Source organism: Clostridium sp. ETTB3, from assembly GCF_053571985.1.
On record NZ_CP199832.1, the window covers coordinates 360,471 to 378,041 of the forward strand.

Annotated in this window: 12 protein-coding genes, 1 pseudogene and 3 riboswitches; of the genes and pseudogenes, 10 read left to right on the top strand and 3 right to left on the bottom strand. The window is 25.5% G+C overall.

Features of this window, described 5'->3' with window-relative positions; all coding sequences use genetic code 11:
- Nucleotides 1-55: 55 nt before the first annotated feature.
- Entirely contained in the window at nt 56-1,111 is a 1,056-nt protein-coding gene (locus tag ACUN06_RS01745) for a hypothetical protein (protein ID WP_449390013.1), read from the bottom strand.
- 276 nt (nt 1,112-1,387) lie between these two features.
- On the opposite strand from ACUN06_RS01745, the gene ACUN06_RS01750 reads away from it, so the two are divergent.
- The 3 genes and pseudogenes from ACUN06_RS01750 to ACUN06_RS01760 form a co-directional block, all read left to right on the top strand.
- Nucleotides 1,388-1,579 carry a hypothetical protein gene (locus ACUN06_RS01750; RefSeq protein ID WP_449390014.1) on the top strand — a complete coding sequence of 64 codons (192 nt, stop codon included), beginning with the start codon at nt 1,388-1,390 and terminating at the stop codon, nt 1,577-1,579.
- Nucleotides 1,576-3,129 (top strand): recombinase family protein, encoded by a 1,554-nt coding sequence (locus ACUN06_RS01755; RefSeq protein ID WP_449390015.1) that lies wholly within the window; start codon nt 1,576-1,578, stop codon nt 3,127-3,129. The genes ACUN06_RS01750 and ACUN06_RS01755 overlap by 4 nt, the downstream gene beginning before the upstream one ends.
- Nucleotides 3,130-3,169: 40 nt before the next feature.
- Nucleotides 3,170-3,994: pseudogene (locus ACUN06_RS01760) on the top strand (mannose-1-phosphate guanylyltransferase); the annotation flags it as partial.
- 200 nt (nt 3,995-4,194) lie between these two features.
- Here ACUN06_RS01760 and ACUN06_RS01765 read toward each other — a convergent pair.
- Nucleotides 4,195-5,430 carry a cation:proton antiporter domain-containing protein gene (locus tag ACUN06_RS01765; RefSeq protein WP_449390016.1) on the bottom strand — a complete coding sequence of 412 codons (1,236 nt, stop codon included), beginning with the start codon at nt 5,428-5,430 and terminating at the stop codon, nt 4,195-4,197.
- A gap of 53 nt (nt 5,431-5,483) precedes the next feature.
- A riboswitch (Fluoride riboswitch) is annotated at nt 5,484-5,557 on the bottom strand.
- A gap of 84 nt (nt 5,558-5,641) precedes the next feature.
- Nucleotides 5,642-5,773: a hypothetical protein gene (locus ACUN06_RS01770; RefSeq protein ID WP_291736284.1), complete on the bottom strand. Its 132-nt coding sequence runs from the start codon at nt 5,771-5,773 to the stop codon at nt 5,642-5,644.
- Between the two features lie 139 nt (nt 5,774-5,912).
- Nucleotides 5,913-6,014, top strand: a riboswitch (purine riboswitch).
- A 226-nt stretch (nt 6,015-6,240) separates the two neighbouring features.
- Between ACUN06_RS01770 and ACUN06_RS01775 the strand changes: the two genes are divergently transcribed.
- The 7 genes from ACUN06_RS01775 to ACUN06_RS01805 all read left to right on the top strand — a co-directional run bounded on the left by ACUN06_RS01775 (nt 6,241) and on the right by ACUN06_RS01805 (nt 17,173).
- Nucleotides 6,241-7,596 (top strand): uracil-xanthine permease family protein, encoded by a 1,356-nt coding sequence (locus ACUN06_RS01775; protein ID WP_412857338.1) that lies wholly within the window; start codon nt 6,241-6,243, stop codon nt 7,594-7,596.
- Between the two features lie 167 nt (nt 7,597-7,763).
- Nucleotides 7,764-8,714 (top strand): IS1/IS1595 family N-terminal zinc-binding domain-containing protein, encoded by a 951-nt coding sequence (locus ACUN06_RS01780; protein WP_449390017.1) that lies wholly within the window; start codon nt 7,764-7,766, stop codon nt 8,712-8,714.
- 466 nt (nt 8,715-9,180) lie between these two features.
- Nucleotides 9,181-11,721 (top strand): L,D-transpeptidase family protein, encoded by a 2,541-nt coding sequence (locus ACUN06_RS01785; protein WP_449390018.1) that lies wholly within the window; start codon nt 9,181-9,183, stop codon nt 11,719-11,721.
- A gap of 147 nt (nt 11,722-11,868) precedes the next feature.
- Nucleotides 11,869-11,968, top strand: a riboswitch (purine riboswitch).
- An 89-nt stretch (nt 11,969-12,057) separates the two neighbouring features.
- Entirely contained in the window at nt 12,058-12,627 is a 570-nt protein-coding gene (locus tag ACUN06_RS01790; protein WP_303188883.1) for a xanthine phosphoribosyltransferase, read from the top strand.
- Between the two features lie 44 nt (nt 12,628-12,671).
- Nucleotides 12,672-14,015, top strand: a complete 1,344-nt coding sequence (mgtE, locus tag ACUN06_RS01795) for a magnesium transporter (protein ID WP_302740338.1) — start codon at nt 12,672-12,674, stop codon at nt 14,013-14,015.
- 523 nt (nt 14,016-14,538) lie between these two features.
- Complete coding sequence (locus ACUN06_RS01800; protein WP_291734505.1) at nt 14,539-14,895, top strand: ArsR/SmtB family transcription factor; 357 nt, start codon at nt 14,539-14,541, stop codon at nt 14,893-14,895.
- 46 nt (nt 14,896-14,941) lie between these two features.
- Nucleotides 14,942-17,173: a heavy metal translocating P-type ATPase gene (locus ACUN06_RS01805; protein ID WP_294162089.1), complete on the top strand. Its 2,232-nt coding sequence runs from the start codon at nt 14,942-14,944 to the stop codon at nt 17,171-17,173.
- Nucleotides 17,174-17,571: the final 398 nt, after the last annotated feature.

Below are 17,571 nucleotides of genomic sequence, written 5' to 3' on the forward strand. Positions count from 1 at the left end.
ATTGTAAAAAAGATAAGTATGTTATTAGGTCAGTGTTAATACTTACTATTTCAATTCAGCCATCATCAAAAAAAGCAGGAAAGTTAAAAATTTGATTTGTATAATTTTGTGATTTTGTAAAATAAAAAGGTGTTTTTACTTCTATAGTTAATAATAAAAGTAATAAATATAAGATATTTGTTTTATTAAAATCAGGTCTTGTTTGGTCAAATAAATTAAATCTTAAAAAATCAATATATTTAGTTGGTCTATTATCTAATAATAAATGACTATAATTATATTTAGACAAAATCTTTTTATAAGAGTTTAAAGTTGTCGCTGATATACTAATACTTTCAGTAATAAAGTGATTATACATATTTCTAAAAAGACGTTCCTTAATAAGGTTATTTTTATATAGTTTATTAAGAAACAATTCTAACTCTCTTTTCGTTAAAAACTTCTTATTTAATCCTAATCTACATAAAGTTTTTTGATAAATATTATTAAGAGAAGATGTGTTGCTAATAACATCTTCAAAGTTTTTACTTGTAACATAGCCTGTATTTTTTAATCTGTTTAGAGATTTATTTTTGTATTGAAATTCAACTCTTAAGATTCTGTTATCACAAGAGTTATTCTCATGAGATTTACTATACATATTATAAACAATAGATTTATTATGTGCGTGGATAGAAGTTGGGTAGATGTTTATATTGTGTTTTTTACAATTAGAAAAAAACAGTCCATTTAACATATTTAAATAAACCATCTTATCATTTTCATTGTTACACAAGTAATTATTTACCAAATATAATCTAGTTACTGTCCACTTTTTAACGCTTATAATTTTTTGGCTAGTTGCAATTCTAATAGTAAAGTCTAATTCCTTAAATAACTTATCTAAATTATTTAAATTAAAATCTACACTATTGTCTCCATATAAAAACTTAGTTACAGAAGTTTCTAAGGTAAGAGCAAATTTATTATAGTAATAAACTAATCTAACTCCATTGTAATTACAGTTATAAATTGTTCCTTTTTCACTTCTAAATTTATTCCATTTAATTTTTTTAGATGTTAGTAAATTAACATCCAATTTAATTTGTAAAAATAATTTTAATGTATCCATTATTTCACCTCCTTCAATTTTAAATTTTTTAATGCCCTCTTTTCTTTGTATTTGGTCACTCATATTATTGAAGGAATAAAAAAAAATTCCAATTTTCATTACAAATTAAAATTGGAATAAATTACATGAAAAAATTTTTATCAAAATAAAAAAACTCACTTATTGTTAAGTGTGAAAAAGAAGTTAATGTTATATAAACTTCTTTAGAAACGAATAAAATGGAGAGTATATTATTAAAATTAATATTAGTAGTAATATACTCGGAGGAGTGTTTAAGTGAGTAATATAGAATTTAATTTATTCTATAATGACAAAGGAATAAAATTAGAAGCGATTATTGATAAATTAATTGAGCAAAAAAAAGAAATAGTAACTATGGGTATAAAAAATGGTAGTATAACGCGCTATAATAAAGATGAATACTATCTATCCACTGATATTAAAAGTAATGAGGTGGATAAAAAATGAGGAAAATATGGAATGTAGGAATTTATGCAAGGGTATCAAGTGCTAGTGAATCACAAGAAACTTCAGTAGCAGAACAAGTTGCTATTTTAAAAAAGTGGATTGAAGATAGAAGAAAAAGTGATAAAAATGCAAAATATAATATTATAGATATTTATGAAGATAATGGATTCTCAGGATCAAATTTAAATAGAGATGCATTAAAGAAGATGTTAGATGATATTGATTTAGGTAAAATAAATATGGTTTTAACTAAAGATTTATCAAGATTGTCTAGGAATTATTTGAATGCTGGTAATTTAATAGAAGAGGAATTTAAGATTAAAGATATAAGATATGTTGCTGCACACGATAATGTAGACACAAGAGATGAACTAGATGATTTTGTAGCGTTTAGGAATGTTTTTAATGAAATGTATATAAAAGATTGTAGTAAAAAGATTAAAGGTTCATTAAAGTCAAGAATGGAGAGAGGGTCTTCAATTGCATCCAAACCACCTTATGGATATAGAATAGAAGATGTTTTTGAAGGAGAAATTAAAAAGAAAATTCTTGTTCCGGCAAATGATGAAACTACAGAGGTTATAAAAGAAATATATATGCTTTATATAAAGGGATGGGGAGGAGGAAAAATTGCAAGTTATCTTAATGATAAAGGAATTGCTCCCCCAAGTACTAGAATAGAAAATTTTGGACGTACTAAATTTAGACTATGGAATGCTAATACAATTATAAGTATTTTAGATAATGCCAAATATGCAGGATATATGTTACAAGGACAATACAAGAAAGTGAGTTATAAGAGTAAGAAAATAAAAAGGGTTGATAAATCCGAATGGATTGATGGCGGAAGTTTTGAGGGCATAATTGATAAAGATACATTTGAAAGGGTTCAGGAAATAAGGCTATTAAGAAAAAGTAGAAATTACAGATACAAAGGAAAAAATATTCATCCTTTTTCAACAGTATTAAAATGTAATGGATGTGGTGGCAGTATGTCCTATCGAAAGAAATATGAGGGATATAAATGTACAAGTTCACAGATGGGCGCTAAAAGATGTACTCCACACAGTGTAAAGGCTCAGGATTTAATAAATATGATGAAACAATCTGTACAAGATGATATAAAAAAAACAATAAATAAGGACAAGTATTATGAACAAATAGATGAAATTCAAATAGAGAATTCTTTTGAAAAAGAGTTGAATAATATTAATAAAGAACTAGATTCATTAGATGTAAAATTTAATCAAGTATATTCTGATAGATTAAATGGATTAATAAATGAAAGAAATTCAAATAATATATTAAAGGATATACAGGTTAAACAAGAAAAACTGTTACAAAGAAAAAGTGAATTAGAAAAAATAAATAGTAAAAATGAATACAATTGTTATTATGATATATATAAAGATGAAATAGATCGATTATTAAATTTAGATGAAATAGATCGTAGTTTAGTTGAAGCATTAATAGATAGAATCGAAGTAACAGAAATTGAAGGTGGCAAAAAGAAAGTTGATTTTTATTTTAAATATGCAAGAATATCATAGTAATATATTGTTAATTATAGAGTAGAGAACCAATAGACCTAATAAGACAACTGCTACTTGTATAGGGTTATCAGCTATTAAGTTGTTAAAGAAAGATAATGATGCTGTAATGGTAGTATTACCTTCTGACCATCATATTGAGGGGCAAAAGGCTTATTTAGATACACTATCAGAAGCTATTGAAATAGCCAATAGGCGTAGAGGAATTGTAACAATAGGAATTAATCCAACAAGACCTGAAACAGGATATGGATATATTGAAATGGGAGAAAGGATACCATCAGGAGCTCAAGCTTATAAAATAGCAAGATTTACTGAGAAGCCTAATATTGAAGTAGCTAAGGATTTTTTATTAAAGGGAACTTATTTATGGAACTCAGGAATGTTTGTTTTTAGAGCAGATGTTATATTGAGAGAAATTGAAAAATATATTCCTAAGATGTATAAATCATTAATGAATATATATCAGCATATAGGGGAAGAAGATGAGGAAGAAGTAACAAGAGAGGAATATGGATTAATTGATGGAATCTCTATAGATTTTGGAGTAATGCAGAGAACAAGAAAGGCCTATGTAATCAAAGGAGACTTTAAGTGGGATGATATCGGTAGTTTTAATGCATTAAGCAGATATTTAAATGAGTATAGAAATAATAAAATAAGCAATAATGTTTATATACAGGATTGTGAAAATTGCTCCATATTTGGAGGGAATGAAAAGCTTATAATTGGATTTGGAGTTAAAGATTTAGTTGTAGTTGATGCAGGAGATGTTATACTTGTTATGGATAAAGATAAGGATCAGGAAATTAAGCATTTGCTTAATGATATTAATGAAACTCCTGAATTTGGAGCATTTATTTAATGGAAGGTTAAAAGTACGAAGTTGGGTTTTATGTTAAATTCAATTTTGTACTTTTATTTTTTATATTAATTAGTAAAGGGGATGTCGCATTAAGAATAAATACTACAATATGTTGTATTAATTTTTATTTTTTAAAACAATATATTGTGTATAAAAGTTCTAGTGCGACAGCCCCTTTTGAGTTATAAACTTTTAGTATTTTAAATTATTTGAGATTTCTTATTAGTTACTCCTTGATTTAAGAGTATTGGAGAAGTAATTCTAATTCCAATGGCACCAATAGGAGCTGTAATTAAAACACTTAATATGGCTAAAGCTTGCATTATTTCTCCTCCAGCTACACCCATCTTTAATGGGATTCCAGCCTTAGCAGATTGAACAGTTGCCTTAGGTAAATATGCAATTATACAAAAAATCCTTTCTTTAAAAGATAAATCCGTTCCAATTAATGAAATTAACACACCAATAGATCTTATACTTAAAGAAATAATTAGCATAAGTATTCCTATCCATAAATATTTTCCAACAAGATAAGGATTAATAGCCATTCCTACAAATGCAAATAAATAAAGTTTTCCATATTTCCAAACAACATTTATTCCATCTTGAATCTTAATAGCTATGTCACCTAAAAGTGCACTTAAAAAGAATCCATAAATCATTATAGTTAATAAGGAATTAAATAATTCTAAGCTAAAGGTATTTTCTACAAATCTAAGTAATAAGCAAATTAAGAAAGAAAAACAAATTTTGAAGTTAATGCTTTTGAAAATAGATAATATTTTTTTTGTTAAAATGGAAAGAATCCATCCTAAAAATATACTAATTAAAATAGTAACAGGTATTGAAATTAATTCTTTTGTTATTGAAATATTTTTTCCATTTACATTAGATAAATAAATTCCTAAGAATGTTGTAAATAAAGTTATTGCTATAGTATCATCAGCAGAAGCACCAACTAAAAGCATTTGAGGAATAGCTTTATCTTGCCCAATTTTCTTTTTAATTAAATCAACCATTGATGGTACTAAAACAGCGGGACTTACAGCAGCTATTATGAATCCTAATATTGCACCTTGTATAAAAGTAAAATTAAGAAGTAGCATTGATAAAAAAGCAATTGTTAATCCCTCTAATGTTGCAGGTATTATACTTAATAAAATGGCAGGTCTACCTATTTGCTTCATTTGATTTATACTTATTCCTAATCCACCTATAAATAATACTGTTACTAAGGCAATATCTTTAATATATGGTGATATATCTAAAGTTGATTGAGGGATAATATTCAAAAATGATGGACCTATAAACATTCCTAATAAAATCATTCCTATAAGGGGTGGAAGTTTTATAAGTTCTACTAATTTTCCACTGTAATTAGCTAATATACCTATTAATATTAAACTAATTATAATTATTAAAAACTTAATTAACATAAATAATCCTCCTAAAATAAAATTAAAAAAAGCTAATGATTTCTACAACAAAAAAGGTTGTAGAAGTCATTAGCTTGTTAAGCGGTTTTGATAAGTATCAAGGGAGTACTTCATTCCCTATTTTTTGATTTTATCATAAGTAACTATATATTTCAATAAAGCTATTATTGAAATATAAGATGATTTTTATAAAAATATATTTTAATTTTTTTTATATTTGAATAGTTGAAAATATAAATGAAAGTGTTGTAGCACTAGGAGTTGTTGGGGTATTTTCTGGAGCAAACAATACTCCATTAGCAGCTTTTATGATGTATTTAGGGATTTTTGGATTTAATAACATGATTTTTGCACTTATGGTTTGTATATTATAAGTTTTTATTTCAGGAAAAAAAGGAGTATATACATCACAAATATGGAATAAACAAGAAAACACAAACGAAATTTATTATTGACATATTAAATGTTCGTATCTATAATGTGTATATAGAGTAAAATAATCTCGTATATAATCGGTAATATGGTCCGAAAGTTTCTACCTGCTAACCTTAAATATGCAGACTACGAGGAGTTGTGTTTATAAATAATAAATAGTATTTAAATATTTATATTTTAAGCAGCACCTCAAATTTAATTTGAGGTGCTGCTTTTATTTTTATTTTTAGGAAGATATTAAAATATTTGAAGTTGTAAAGCTAGTTATAGCAATGAACTTAAAGATTCAAAGCTATAAGTTTTATACTTAGAAGTGGGCGTGTCGATGGCTACTTTATTATAATAATTTTTTAAAAGAAAGAAGATGGTTAAAAAATGAGCAATGAACAAGGTTATTTAGATAACAGTAAGTTAGTTTATGGTGTTGATGATAATCCGAGCATTTCAAAGAAAATTATATTTGGAATTCAGCATATATTTGCAGCATTTGGAGGAATAATAGTTGTTCCATTAGTAATAGCAAGTGCTCTTGGATTAGATGTAAAAACTACAACTGCATTAATAAGTGCAACTATATTAGCTTCTGGATTAGCAACAATAATACAAGCTAGGGGTGTAGGAAAAATTGGTTCAAGGGTAGCATGTATAATGGGCACTGACTTTACTTTTGTATCACCATCTATTTCAGTAGGAACTGTTTTAGGTTTACCAGGAATAATTGGAGCAACTATATTAGGTGCATTTTTAGAAATAATTTTAAGTTTTTTCATAAAACCATTAATGAAATTATTTCCACCTTTAGTTACAGGAACAGTTGTATGTTTAATTGGATTAACTTTATTGCCAGTAGCAATAGATTGGGCTGCAGGTGGATCAGGGGCAGTAAATTATGGAGATTTAAAAAATATAAGTATTGCAGGGATTGTTTTGATTATAACACTTATATTAAATATTTATGGAAAAGGAATGATAAGTAGTGCTTCTATACTTATAGGAATGATTATAGGATATGTAATTTGTATACCATTAGGAATGGTTGATTTTACGTCTATTAAAGAAGCAAGTTGGGTATCTATTCCTAGAATATTTGAGTATGGGGTAAAATTTGATTTAAAAGCTGTATTAGCATTTTTACCAGCATACTTTGTTACTACAATTGAAACTGTAGGATGTTTAAAAGCTGTTGGAGAAAGTTCAAATATAGGGATGAAAGAAGAGCAAGTAGGAGCAGGTGTCTTAGCAGATGGAATAGGAAGTATTATTGGAGGAGTACTTGGATCATTTCCTAATACTTCATTTAGCCAAAATGTTGGAGTTATTTCATTAACAAAGGTGGCTAGTAGACATGTTGCAGTTATGGCTGGTTTTATATTAGTTATACTTGGGTTTCTTCCTAAGATTTCAGCTTTAATAACTGAAATACCACAACCTGTTTTAGGGGGAGTTGGTATAGTTATGTTTGGTACTGTAGCTGCATCAGGTATAAAAACATTAAGTAAAATAGAGCTTAATGATACCAATTTATTAATAATTGCAACATCTATTGGTTTAGGTTTAGGTGTTACTTTTAGACCAGAATTTATTGGACAGCTTCCAGAAGGACTTAAGATGGTATTTTCATCAGGAATATCAATAGGAACTATAACTGCTTTAGTACTAAATTTATTATTTGGAAGAAAAAATATTAAAAAATATGAAGTAAATGAAGATAGTAATATTATTGTTGCTTAATAAAAATGTCAGTAGTTCAATCTTTGAATTATTTTCTGTCTACTTGATAGGGAACGATTCAATTGAGTTACTGATATTTTTTATTATTTTAAAATTTATATATTATAGTTACTAAAATTTTGTTTAAGTTTATGAGGATAAGTTAATAATCATAACTGGTGATGATTATGATAAATAGTAGATTTTATAAAACTTTAATTAAAACTAGTCCTAAATTAAGCAATGAACAATTAAATTACAAGAAATATTATAAGAGTGTTGAAGAAAATAAAATTAAAGAAGGAAAACAATGTCCTTACTGCAAGGGTGAAAAAATAATAAAGTTTGGCTTTTTTAATGGGCATCAAAGATTTAGATGTAAAAACGAACTTTGCAAAAAGACTTTTACAGCCAGCATAAATAATCCTTTTAGATATTCTAAAAAGTTTAGAAAAAATTACGAAAAGTATTTTGAATTTTTTATACAAGGGCTACCCTTGAGGATTTGTGCTGCAAAGACTGGAATTACACTAGTTACAGCATTTTTTTGGAGACATAGATTTTTACATGATTTAGTTAGGAAAAATTATAAAGAAAAAATATCAGGGCCATATATTGAGCTTACTCAATTTGTTACTTTGGAAAATTTTAAGGGCGATAGAAAGTTCCATGAAGAAAAGAGAGATAAAATTATAGTTATAAATGCATTAAATGATAAAATTGAAATTCTTCCAATTATGGGAGGAAGAAAGTTTTTTGGAGCTAATCAATTAAGGGATAATCTTATACCAAGACTAGATAAAAAAGCTTATACCGTAGGATTTATAAATGGAAGATTAAAAAACTTTTGTAGAGCACTTAATGTAGTTAATAAGGTAAAGATTAATAAAGAGGAAATTAATGAAATTGATAAGGGGTATTCTAATAAAATAAAATGGTGGCTAGTTAAATTTAAAGGTGTTGCAAGTAAATATTTAGATCATTATTTAAATTGGAGAGCCTTTGAATATAAAAATAGTATTGAATATACAAGGAATAATTCAATAATAGAAAAAATTAATTTTAATATTAATGTAAAGGCTGAAATTAATACTTATTTATCTTGGAATAAAATAAAAGAAAAGGTTATTTGTATTTAAAAATTACTTAGTAATATAAATTTTAAATGATAAGTTTTAATTTAGAAAGAAGCTATTGTCTAAATTTGATAATGGCTTATTTGTAATTGATTTTATTTGAAGTAAGTTAAAAATTTTATTATATTTTAATTTAAAAAGTAAAATTTATAGTTTAAGGGAGAAGGTGAAGTATATTAATGTAGCTTTATTACTATATAGTTGTGTTATATCAAAATGTTGTCAACAATAATTTAATATAACACAACTATATATAGAAAATTAATATATTATAAAATATTAAATTAAAAAAAGAATTTATAGTATTACATAATAATTTAAAATTTATTTGATTAAAGTGTGAAATATAAATACCAAATATCTTAAAAGTATGTTAAAATTGTAATAAATTAACAAAATGGTAATATTATTATAAATGTAAAAGAAAGTAGTGAGATAACAAGTTTTATGCTATATATGGGAGGAAGGTATGAACTTTAAGATATTAAATGATAATATTAATTTTTCAAATGAATTTGTTAAATTAAATGAAATAAGGGGTATATTTTTAGAAGAGGCTCTTAACTCTGTTTCTACATTTAGAAATAAATTCAAAGAAAAATTTAATGATAATGAACAAGTAAAAAAGGATGCAGAAGCTTTTGGATATGAATATTTAAAACAATATATATCAAAAGCTATTGGTATTATAAAGGATTTTAATGTAAAAAATATAAATGAAGATGAATTTTTTAAAGATTATTATTTATTAAAGTATTATACTTGGGAAAATACAATAAATGAAATAAAAAATAATGAGAAGTCATCTAAAGATGAAAGTAATATAATATTACCTAAGTTAAATATTAGTTCAGGATTAATAAAAACTCCTTATGAAATTAAAGAAAAAGAAATAGAATTTAATGAACAAAAAATTAAATCCAATATTTCTAATGAAATTTTAGATAAGCTTTCAAATTCAATGATGGAAAGTATATTTAATATTAATTTTGCAATTATAGATTTTTTAAATGATAATAATGTAAAAGATGTAGAAAATTATAGTGATATAAAAAAGATGAAAAAATCTAACAAATTAATTAAAGAATTATTGAAAAATGAAGTTTCAAAGGGAAGAGAAATTGCAACAATTAAAGAGATAATACAACTTAATCCTTATAATGAAAATATATATAAAGCATTATTATATAAGTATGGAGATAAGGATAATGAATTAGAAAGATTAGGTGAATTTTTAGGATATAACAATATTCATAATTATAAAGAAAAGCTATTAAATGAATATTATAAAACATTAAATACTAGTACAAATGATAGTATAGTTAAGGCAAAGGAAAATTTAATTTTATTTGCAAATAAGTTAAGTATTAAAGACTATAATATGTATATTGAAAAATTAGATGAGTTATTAAATAAAGAAAATTTAAAAGATACTAATGAGTTAGAATTAAAAGAAAATGAATTAAATGATGAAAAAGTTATTAATACAAAAAATGAATTAAATGAAAATAAAATAGTAAAAGAAACAGAAGTATTAAATAGTAATGTTATAAATGAAGTTGATCCAAAGGAAAATATTGAAGTATCTACTGTAGATTTAGACACAGAACCTAATGGAAATAATGAATTAAAAGGAAATAAGAAAAATGCTTCAAATAAGGGATTAATTATAACTACTTGTGTTTTATCTTGTATTTTAGGCGTTTATTTATTAATGACATTGTATTTTAATAGTCATTTTTTCTTTAGAACATCAATTAATAATATAAGTATATCAGGAAAAAGTAATAAATCTGCTCAAGAATTAATGCGTGATAATGCAAATGAATATGTTCTTACTATTGAAGAAAGAAATAATAAAACAGAAACAATAACTGGAGAAAGTATATCACTTAAATATGATTTTTCTAATGATATTGATAGAATATTAAAAAGTCAAAATCCATTTTTATGGATATCATCAATATTTAGACATAAAAATTATGAGTTTACTGATGGAATTAATTATGATGAAAGTTTATTAAATAAATATATTTCAGAATTAGATGCACTTAACGAAAGTATGGTAACTAATCCTGTTAATGCAAAGCTTAATTATAATGATGGTAAATATGAAATAATAAAAGAAGATATAGGAAATAAAGTAAATAGGGATTTATTAAATTCAAAAATATTAGAAAAAATAATAAGTGCAAATAAAACATTAAATTTAGATGAAGAAGGATGTTATGAAAGTCCTATTTATACATCTAAATCAAAGGAAGTTATTGCAGCAAAAGATACTGCTGATAAATATGTAAAGGCAAAAATAACATTTAATGTTAATGGAAATTCTGAGAATATTGATGGTAATATGATTAGTCAATGGATAGTTGTAGGAGAAGATTTTAATGTTTCTTTAAATGAAGATGCTATTAGAGAATATACAAACCAATTAGGAGACAAGTATGATAACATTGGAGAAACAAGAACAGTTACTAGATGGTCTGGTGAACAAATTAAAATTAGTACAACTCCAGGAATTTATTATGTAGATAGAAATACAACTATTTCAGAAATTGAAGATGCAATTAAAAGTGGAAAATCTGTAACTAAGGATTTAACATTCAAAACACCAACTGCAACTGATGAATATGTTCTTAATACATTTGTTGAAGTTGATTTAACAAATCAAACTGTAATATATTATAAGAATGGTGAAGTTATAACTCAAGGAAATGTAGTAACAGGCAATGTAAGTCAAGGTCATGCAACTCCAGCAGGTGTATATAAGTTAGATTGGAAAGCAAAAGACTATGTGTTAAGGGGGCAAGGATATGCTTCACCAGTAAACTTTTGGATGCCTTTCAATGGGGGCATTGGACTTCATGATGCAAGTTGGAGAAGTCAATTTGGAGGATCAATATACAAGACTAATGGTTCACATGGATGTGTAAATATGACATATGGTGTAGCAAAAGCTATTTACGATAATATAGAAGAACACACAACAATAATTTGTAAGTATTAATTTATAAATAAAATGGTATAGATCTTATCAAATTAAATTATTTGAAATAAATTTGATAAGATCTTTTTATTAAATATAACTAAAACATTAATAAATTTAAGAAAAAATGGTATTTACAAAGAAAATCTTCATGGTATAATACCAATAAGTGAATTTGTAAAAATAACTCGTATAAAATCGGTAATCGGTCCGAAAGTTTCTACCTGCTGACCTTAATTAGCAGACTACGAGGTGTTGTTAAATGCATAAAATTATGTGAAATTGGATATTCAACACTTCTAATATATTTAGAAGTGTTATTTTTTTATTAATGTTAATTTAGGAGAGATAATACAAATGGAAAGTTTAAAAGAACGTATATTACAAGATGGAAAAGCATTAAGCGAAACAGTTTTAAAGGTTGATTCATTTTTAAATCATGGTGTAGATGCAAAATTAATGTATGAAATAGGAAGTTGTTTTAAAGAGTATTATAAGAAGCATGGAATAACAAAAATATTTACAATAGAAAGTTCAGGAATTGCACCTACTGTAATGACTGCAATGCAAATGGAACTTCCAATGGTTACATTAAAAAAGCAATCTTCTAAGATATTAAATGGAAATGTATATCAAACTACTGTACATTCATTTACTAAGGGATCAGATTATGAATTAACTTTATCTAAGGATTACATTTCAGAAGATGATAATATATTAATAATAGATGACTTCTTAGCTAATGGAGAAGCTGCATTAGGAGCAATAAGATTAGTTGAAGAAGCAGGAGCTAAAGTTGGAGGAGTTGGAATAGTAATAGAAAAATCATTCCAACCAGGAAGAGATATTTTAGATAAAAAAGGATATGATGTATATTCATTAGCTAGAATTGGAAAACTAGGAAAGGGAATTATAGAATTTATATAAGAAAAATTTTACAACTTCCTATATATAAATTGGGAGGAAATGCCATGAAATTAAATATGAATAAAGAAGAGCTTAGAAAATTTCTATTGCATGCACCACAATCTAGTATTATTAAATATGAAGAAAATATTCATCCAGTAGATATACTAGATGTTTTACGTGATTATCCAAAAGATAAAAAAGATATTTTAAATAGATTACCAGAAGAATTAATTGCAGATATTATAGATGAAGCTGAAGATGATGAAAAATATTTAATTTTAATGGAATTTTCAGAAAATAAGCAAAAAAATATTGTTGAAGAAATGTCATCAGATGAATTAACAGATTTACTTGGAATGTTAGATGAAGAACAAGTAAATAAAATATTAGCAAAAATGACAGATGAAGACTCAAGAAAGGTACGTCAATTATTAAGTTATGATCCAGATACTGCAGCAGGAATAATGGCAACAGAATTTGTTTCACTTAAGGAAAATATGACTGTAGAGGAAACATTAAAGTATCTGCAAAGCTGTGGTGAAGAAAGTGAAAATATTTATGATTTATATGTGGTAGATAGTTTTGATAGACTTAAGGGTGTAATATCATTAAAGGAATTAGTAACTCATAATTTCAATACAAAAATATCAGATATAATTCATACAAAGGTAGAAGGTGTACTTTTTAACACTGATCAAGAAGAAGTAGGACATAGATTTGAAAAGTATGGATATTTAACAATGCCTGTAGTTGATAGTTATAATAGACTTTTAGGTATTGTTACAGTTGATGATGTTATGCAAATATTAAGAGATGAAACTACAGAAGATATACATCGTTTAGGTGGAGTAGATGAAGGTGAAAAGGTTGATGGGGCATTAAGGGATTCTGTTAAAAGTAGATTACCATGGTTAATTATAAATTTATTTACTGCAATTTTAGCTTCAGCAGTAGTTGGCTTTTTTGAAGGAACAATTCAAACTGTAGTTTCTTTGGCAACATTTATGCCAATAGTTACAGGAATGGGTGGAAATGCAGGAACACAAACACTTACAATAATAGTTAGAGGATTAGCCTTAGGAGAACTTAATTTTAAAAATATGAAAAAAGTATTTTTAAAAGAAGTTGGGGTAGGATTAGTATCAGGAATAGTAATTGGAGTTATTATAGGAATTTTAGGATTTATTTGGGAAGGTAATTTCATGTTTGGAATAGTAATTGGAGTTGCAATGATATTAAATATGATAGTAGCTACTATTACAGGATATTTAGTTCCAATTGTTTTAAAGAAGTTTAAGGTGGATCCTGCATTAGCATCATCAATATTTGTTACAACATTTACTGATGTTTTAGGATTTTTCTTTTTCTTAGGATTAGCAACAATATTAATTCAATATTTAATGTAAAATTTAATAATATAAATAATTTAACCCCAAAAGTAATTTATTTCTTTTGGGGTTAAATTATTTATATAAAAGAAAATATGTATGATAAAAATTATAAATCAATAGGTAAAAGTTAATTTGTTTTATATAAAAGAAAAACAAGGGCATTAGCAGACTACCCTTGTTTAAAAACCTATTTATGCCTGGTAGGTTTATATAATTATTGTACCATAAAAATACAGTAATTTAAATGTTATATAGAGATAATTTTATTAAATAGGATTTTTTATAAGATTTTACAAAAGATAAGTTAAAGGATATAAAATTATAAATTTAAAATAAAAGTTACTTTAATATAAGTATTTATTTTCATAAATTATAGATAAAAAATAAAGTTAAAGTTTTCTAAAAAAATGTTGACTAATTTACTAAGATAAGCATATAATAAAAGTATAAACATATGAACAGTTATTCATATGTTTATGGGGTGAATTTATAAAATTATTTTTAATATAAACAATATAGTTAGGGACGTGAAATTAATATGGAAAATAAATCAGAATCTTGTTCATGTAACGTAATTCATAAGGAGGTAGTTGAAAATGTTAAAAATAAATTACCTAAAGAAGAAACATTATATGATTTAGCCGAATTATTTAAAGTATTTGGTGATAGTACTAGAATAAAAATAATATGCTCATTATTTGAATCAGAAATGTGTGTATGTGATTTATCAGTATTATTAAATATTAGTCAGTCAGCTATTTCACATCAATTAAGAGTATTAAAATCAGCAAGGCTTGTTAAGTTTAGAAGAGCTGGAAAAGTAATTTATTATTCATTAGATGATGAACATATCAAGCAAATATTTGATGCTGGATTACATCATATTACTGAATAAGTATAGAGATTTTAAAATATAAAATTTTTATGGGAGGGATAGTAAATTGGAAATAAGGTTAGTTTTAAATGGATTAGACTGTGCAAATTGTGCTAATAAGATAGAAACTAAAGTTAATAAAATTAATGGAGTTAAAGAAGCAACTGTTAATTTTTCAACAACATTATTAATAGCTGAAATAAAAGAAGAAAGCTTAAAGGGTGAAATAATAAATGAAATAAAATCAATTGTTAAAAAATTAGAGCCAGATGTAAAAGTAGAGGAAAAATTAAATAATACGGTAATTAAAAATACAACTAGTGAATGTAAAGATAGCTGTTGTTCTACAAGTTTTGAAAATGGTGAAGTAAAAAAATGTACTGAAAAAACAAAAATTAATAAAAATGAGACACATAATCATACACATAGTAATGGTTTAAGTGAAAATAATGCTGGAGTAATTGAGTATATAAAAGAAAATATAATGCTTATAATTGGAACATTAATATATTTAGTTGCATTAGCTTACAATGGAAATAATAATTCGGTATCTATAATATTATTTATTGCAAGTTATCTTGTAATTGGTGGAGAAGTAATTTTAACTGCATTAAAAAATATTACTAATGGTGAAATATTTGATGAAAATTTCCTTATGAGTATTGCTACAATTGGAGCATTTTTTATTGGTGAATATCCTGAAGCTGTTGCAGTAATGCTATTTTACCAAATTGGAGAGGTATTCCAAGGATATGCTGTAAATAAGTCAAGAAAATCTATTTCTTCTCTTATGAATATTAGAGCAGATTATGCAAATGTTTTAAGAAGTAATAATGAAGTTAAAGTATCTCCTGAGGACGTAAGTTTAAATGAAGTAATATTAATAAAGCCAGGAGAAAGGGTTCCATTAGATGGAGTGGTTTTAAGTGGAGAAAGTTTTTTAGATACTTCAGCATTAACTGGTGAATCAGTGCCTCGTGAAATTAAAGCTGGAGATGAAATTTTATCAGGTGAAATAAATAATAGTGGCGTTTTAAAAGTAAGAGTAACTAAGGAGTATGGAGAATCAACTGTTGCAAGAATATTAGAATTAGTTGAAAATGCATCAAATAAAAAGGCTCCTACAGAAAAATTTATAACAAAGTTTTCAAAGATATATACACCTATTGTTGTATTAGTAGCAGTGTTAGTAGCTATTATTCCACCTATTTTTATTAAAGGTGCAGTATTTTCAGAGTGGTTATATAAAGCATTATCTTTATTAGTTGTATCTTGTCCTTGTGCATTAGTAGTATCAATTCCATTAGGATTTTTCTCAGGTATAGGTGCAGCATCTAAGAAAGGTGTATTAGTTAAGGGGGGAAATTATTTAGAAGCACTTAAGGAAAGTGAAATAATAGTATTTGATAAAACTGGTACCTTAACTAAAGGTGTATTTAAGGTTACAAGCATTAACGCAAAAAATATTAGTAAAGATGAATTATTAGAAATAACAGCATTAGGTGAAGCAAATTCTAACCATCCAATTGCAGTATCTATTGCAGAAGCATATGGAAAGAAAATTAATAAAAATGAAATTGAAAGTTATAAAGAAGTTGCTGGTCATGGTGTTGAAGCAATAATAAGGGGGAAAAATGTCTTATTAGGAAATTCAAAATTAATGATTAAAAATAATATTTTTTATGATAAAGTAAATACAATTGGGACTATAGTTCATATTGCAATTAATTCAGAATATAAAGGAAATATAATAATTTCAGATGAAATAAAGGAAAATGTAAAAGAAGCAATAGTAGAATTAAAAAATGCAGGAATTAAAAAGACTGTAATGCTTACTGGAGATAGTAAGGAAGTTGCTGAAAAAGTTGCAAATGATATTGGAATTGATGAAGTATACTCTGAATTATTACCAAGTGATAAGGTAAATAAATTAGAAGAAGTTTTAAATAAAAAAGTAGGAAATGGTAAAGTATTATTTGTTGGTGATGGAATTAATGATGCTCCAGTTTTAGCTAGAGCAGATATTGGAATTGCCATGGGAGGAGTAGGATCTGATGCGGCAATTGAAGCAGCTGATGTAGTATTAATGAAAGATAAAATAGAATCTATTTCAGATGCTATAAGAATATCAAGAAAAACAAATAAGATATTATGGCAAAATATAATTTTCTCATTATTTATAAAGGTTGTTGTTATGATATTAGTTGTAGCAGGATTAACAAATATGTGGGCTGCTGTATTTGCAGATGTTGGAGTAACTTTATTAGCAGTATTAAATTCAATGAGGATAATTCGATGAATATTGACAAATTATAATAAGATAATTATAATTAAATAAGTCCAGAAAAATTTTAGGCAAAAGGGAATGGTGTACAAGATCATTTTAGCTCTTGTTGCAAAGTAGAAAGGTTTTAAGCTTGACTACGAATATTTATGAGACTTATGTATAACGCATCTGCTACGTTATACATAAGTCTCTGTTTTTAGGAAAAATAATAAGATATATTAAAATTGTTAATACTATATTTATTAATATAGTATTAATTAAATTTAAAAATAGAAAAAAATGAAATTTTATAATGTAAATAAAATTTTTTACAAATTATTAAATTAATAGATTAAAAGTGAAAAGTATGTTATTATATTATCAAAGTTTAGTAAAAGGAAAATTATTGAATAGATTAAGGAGATTCATAT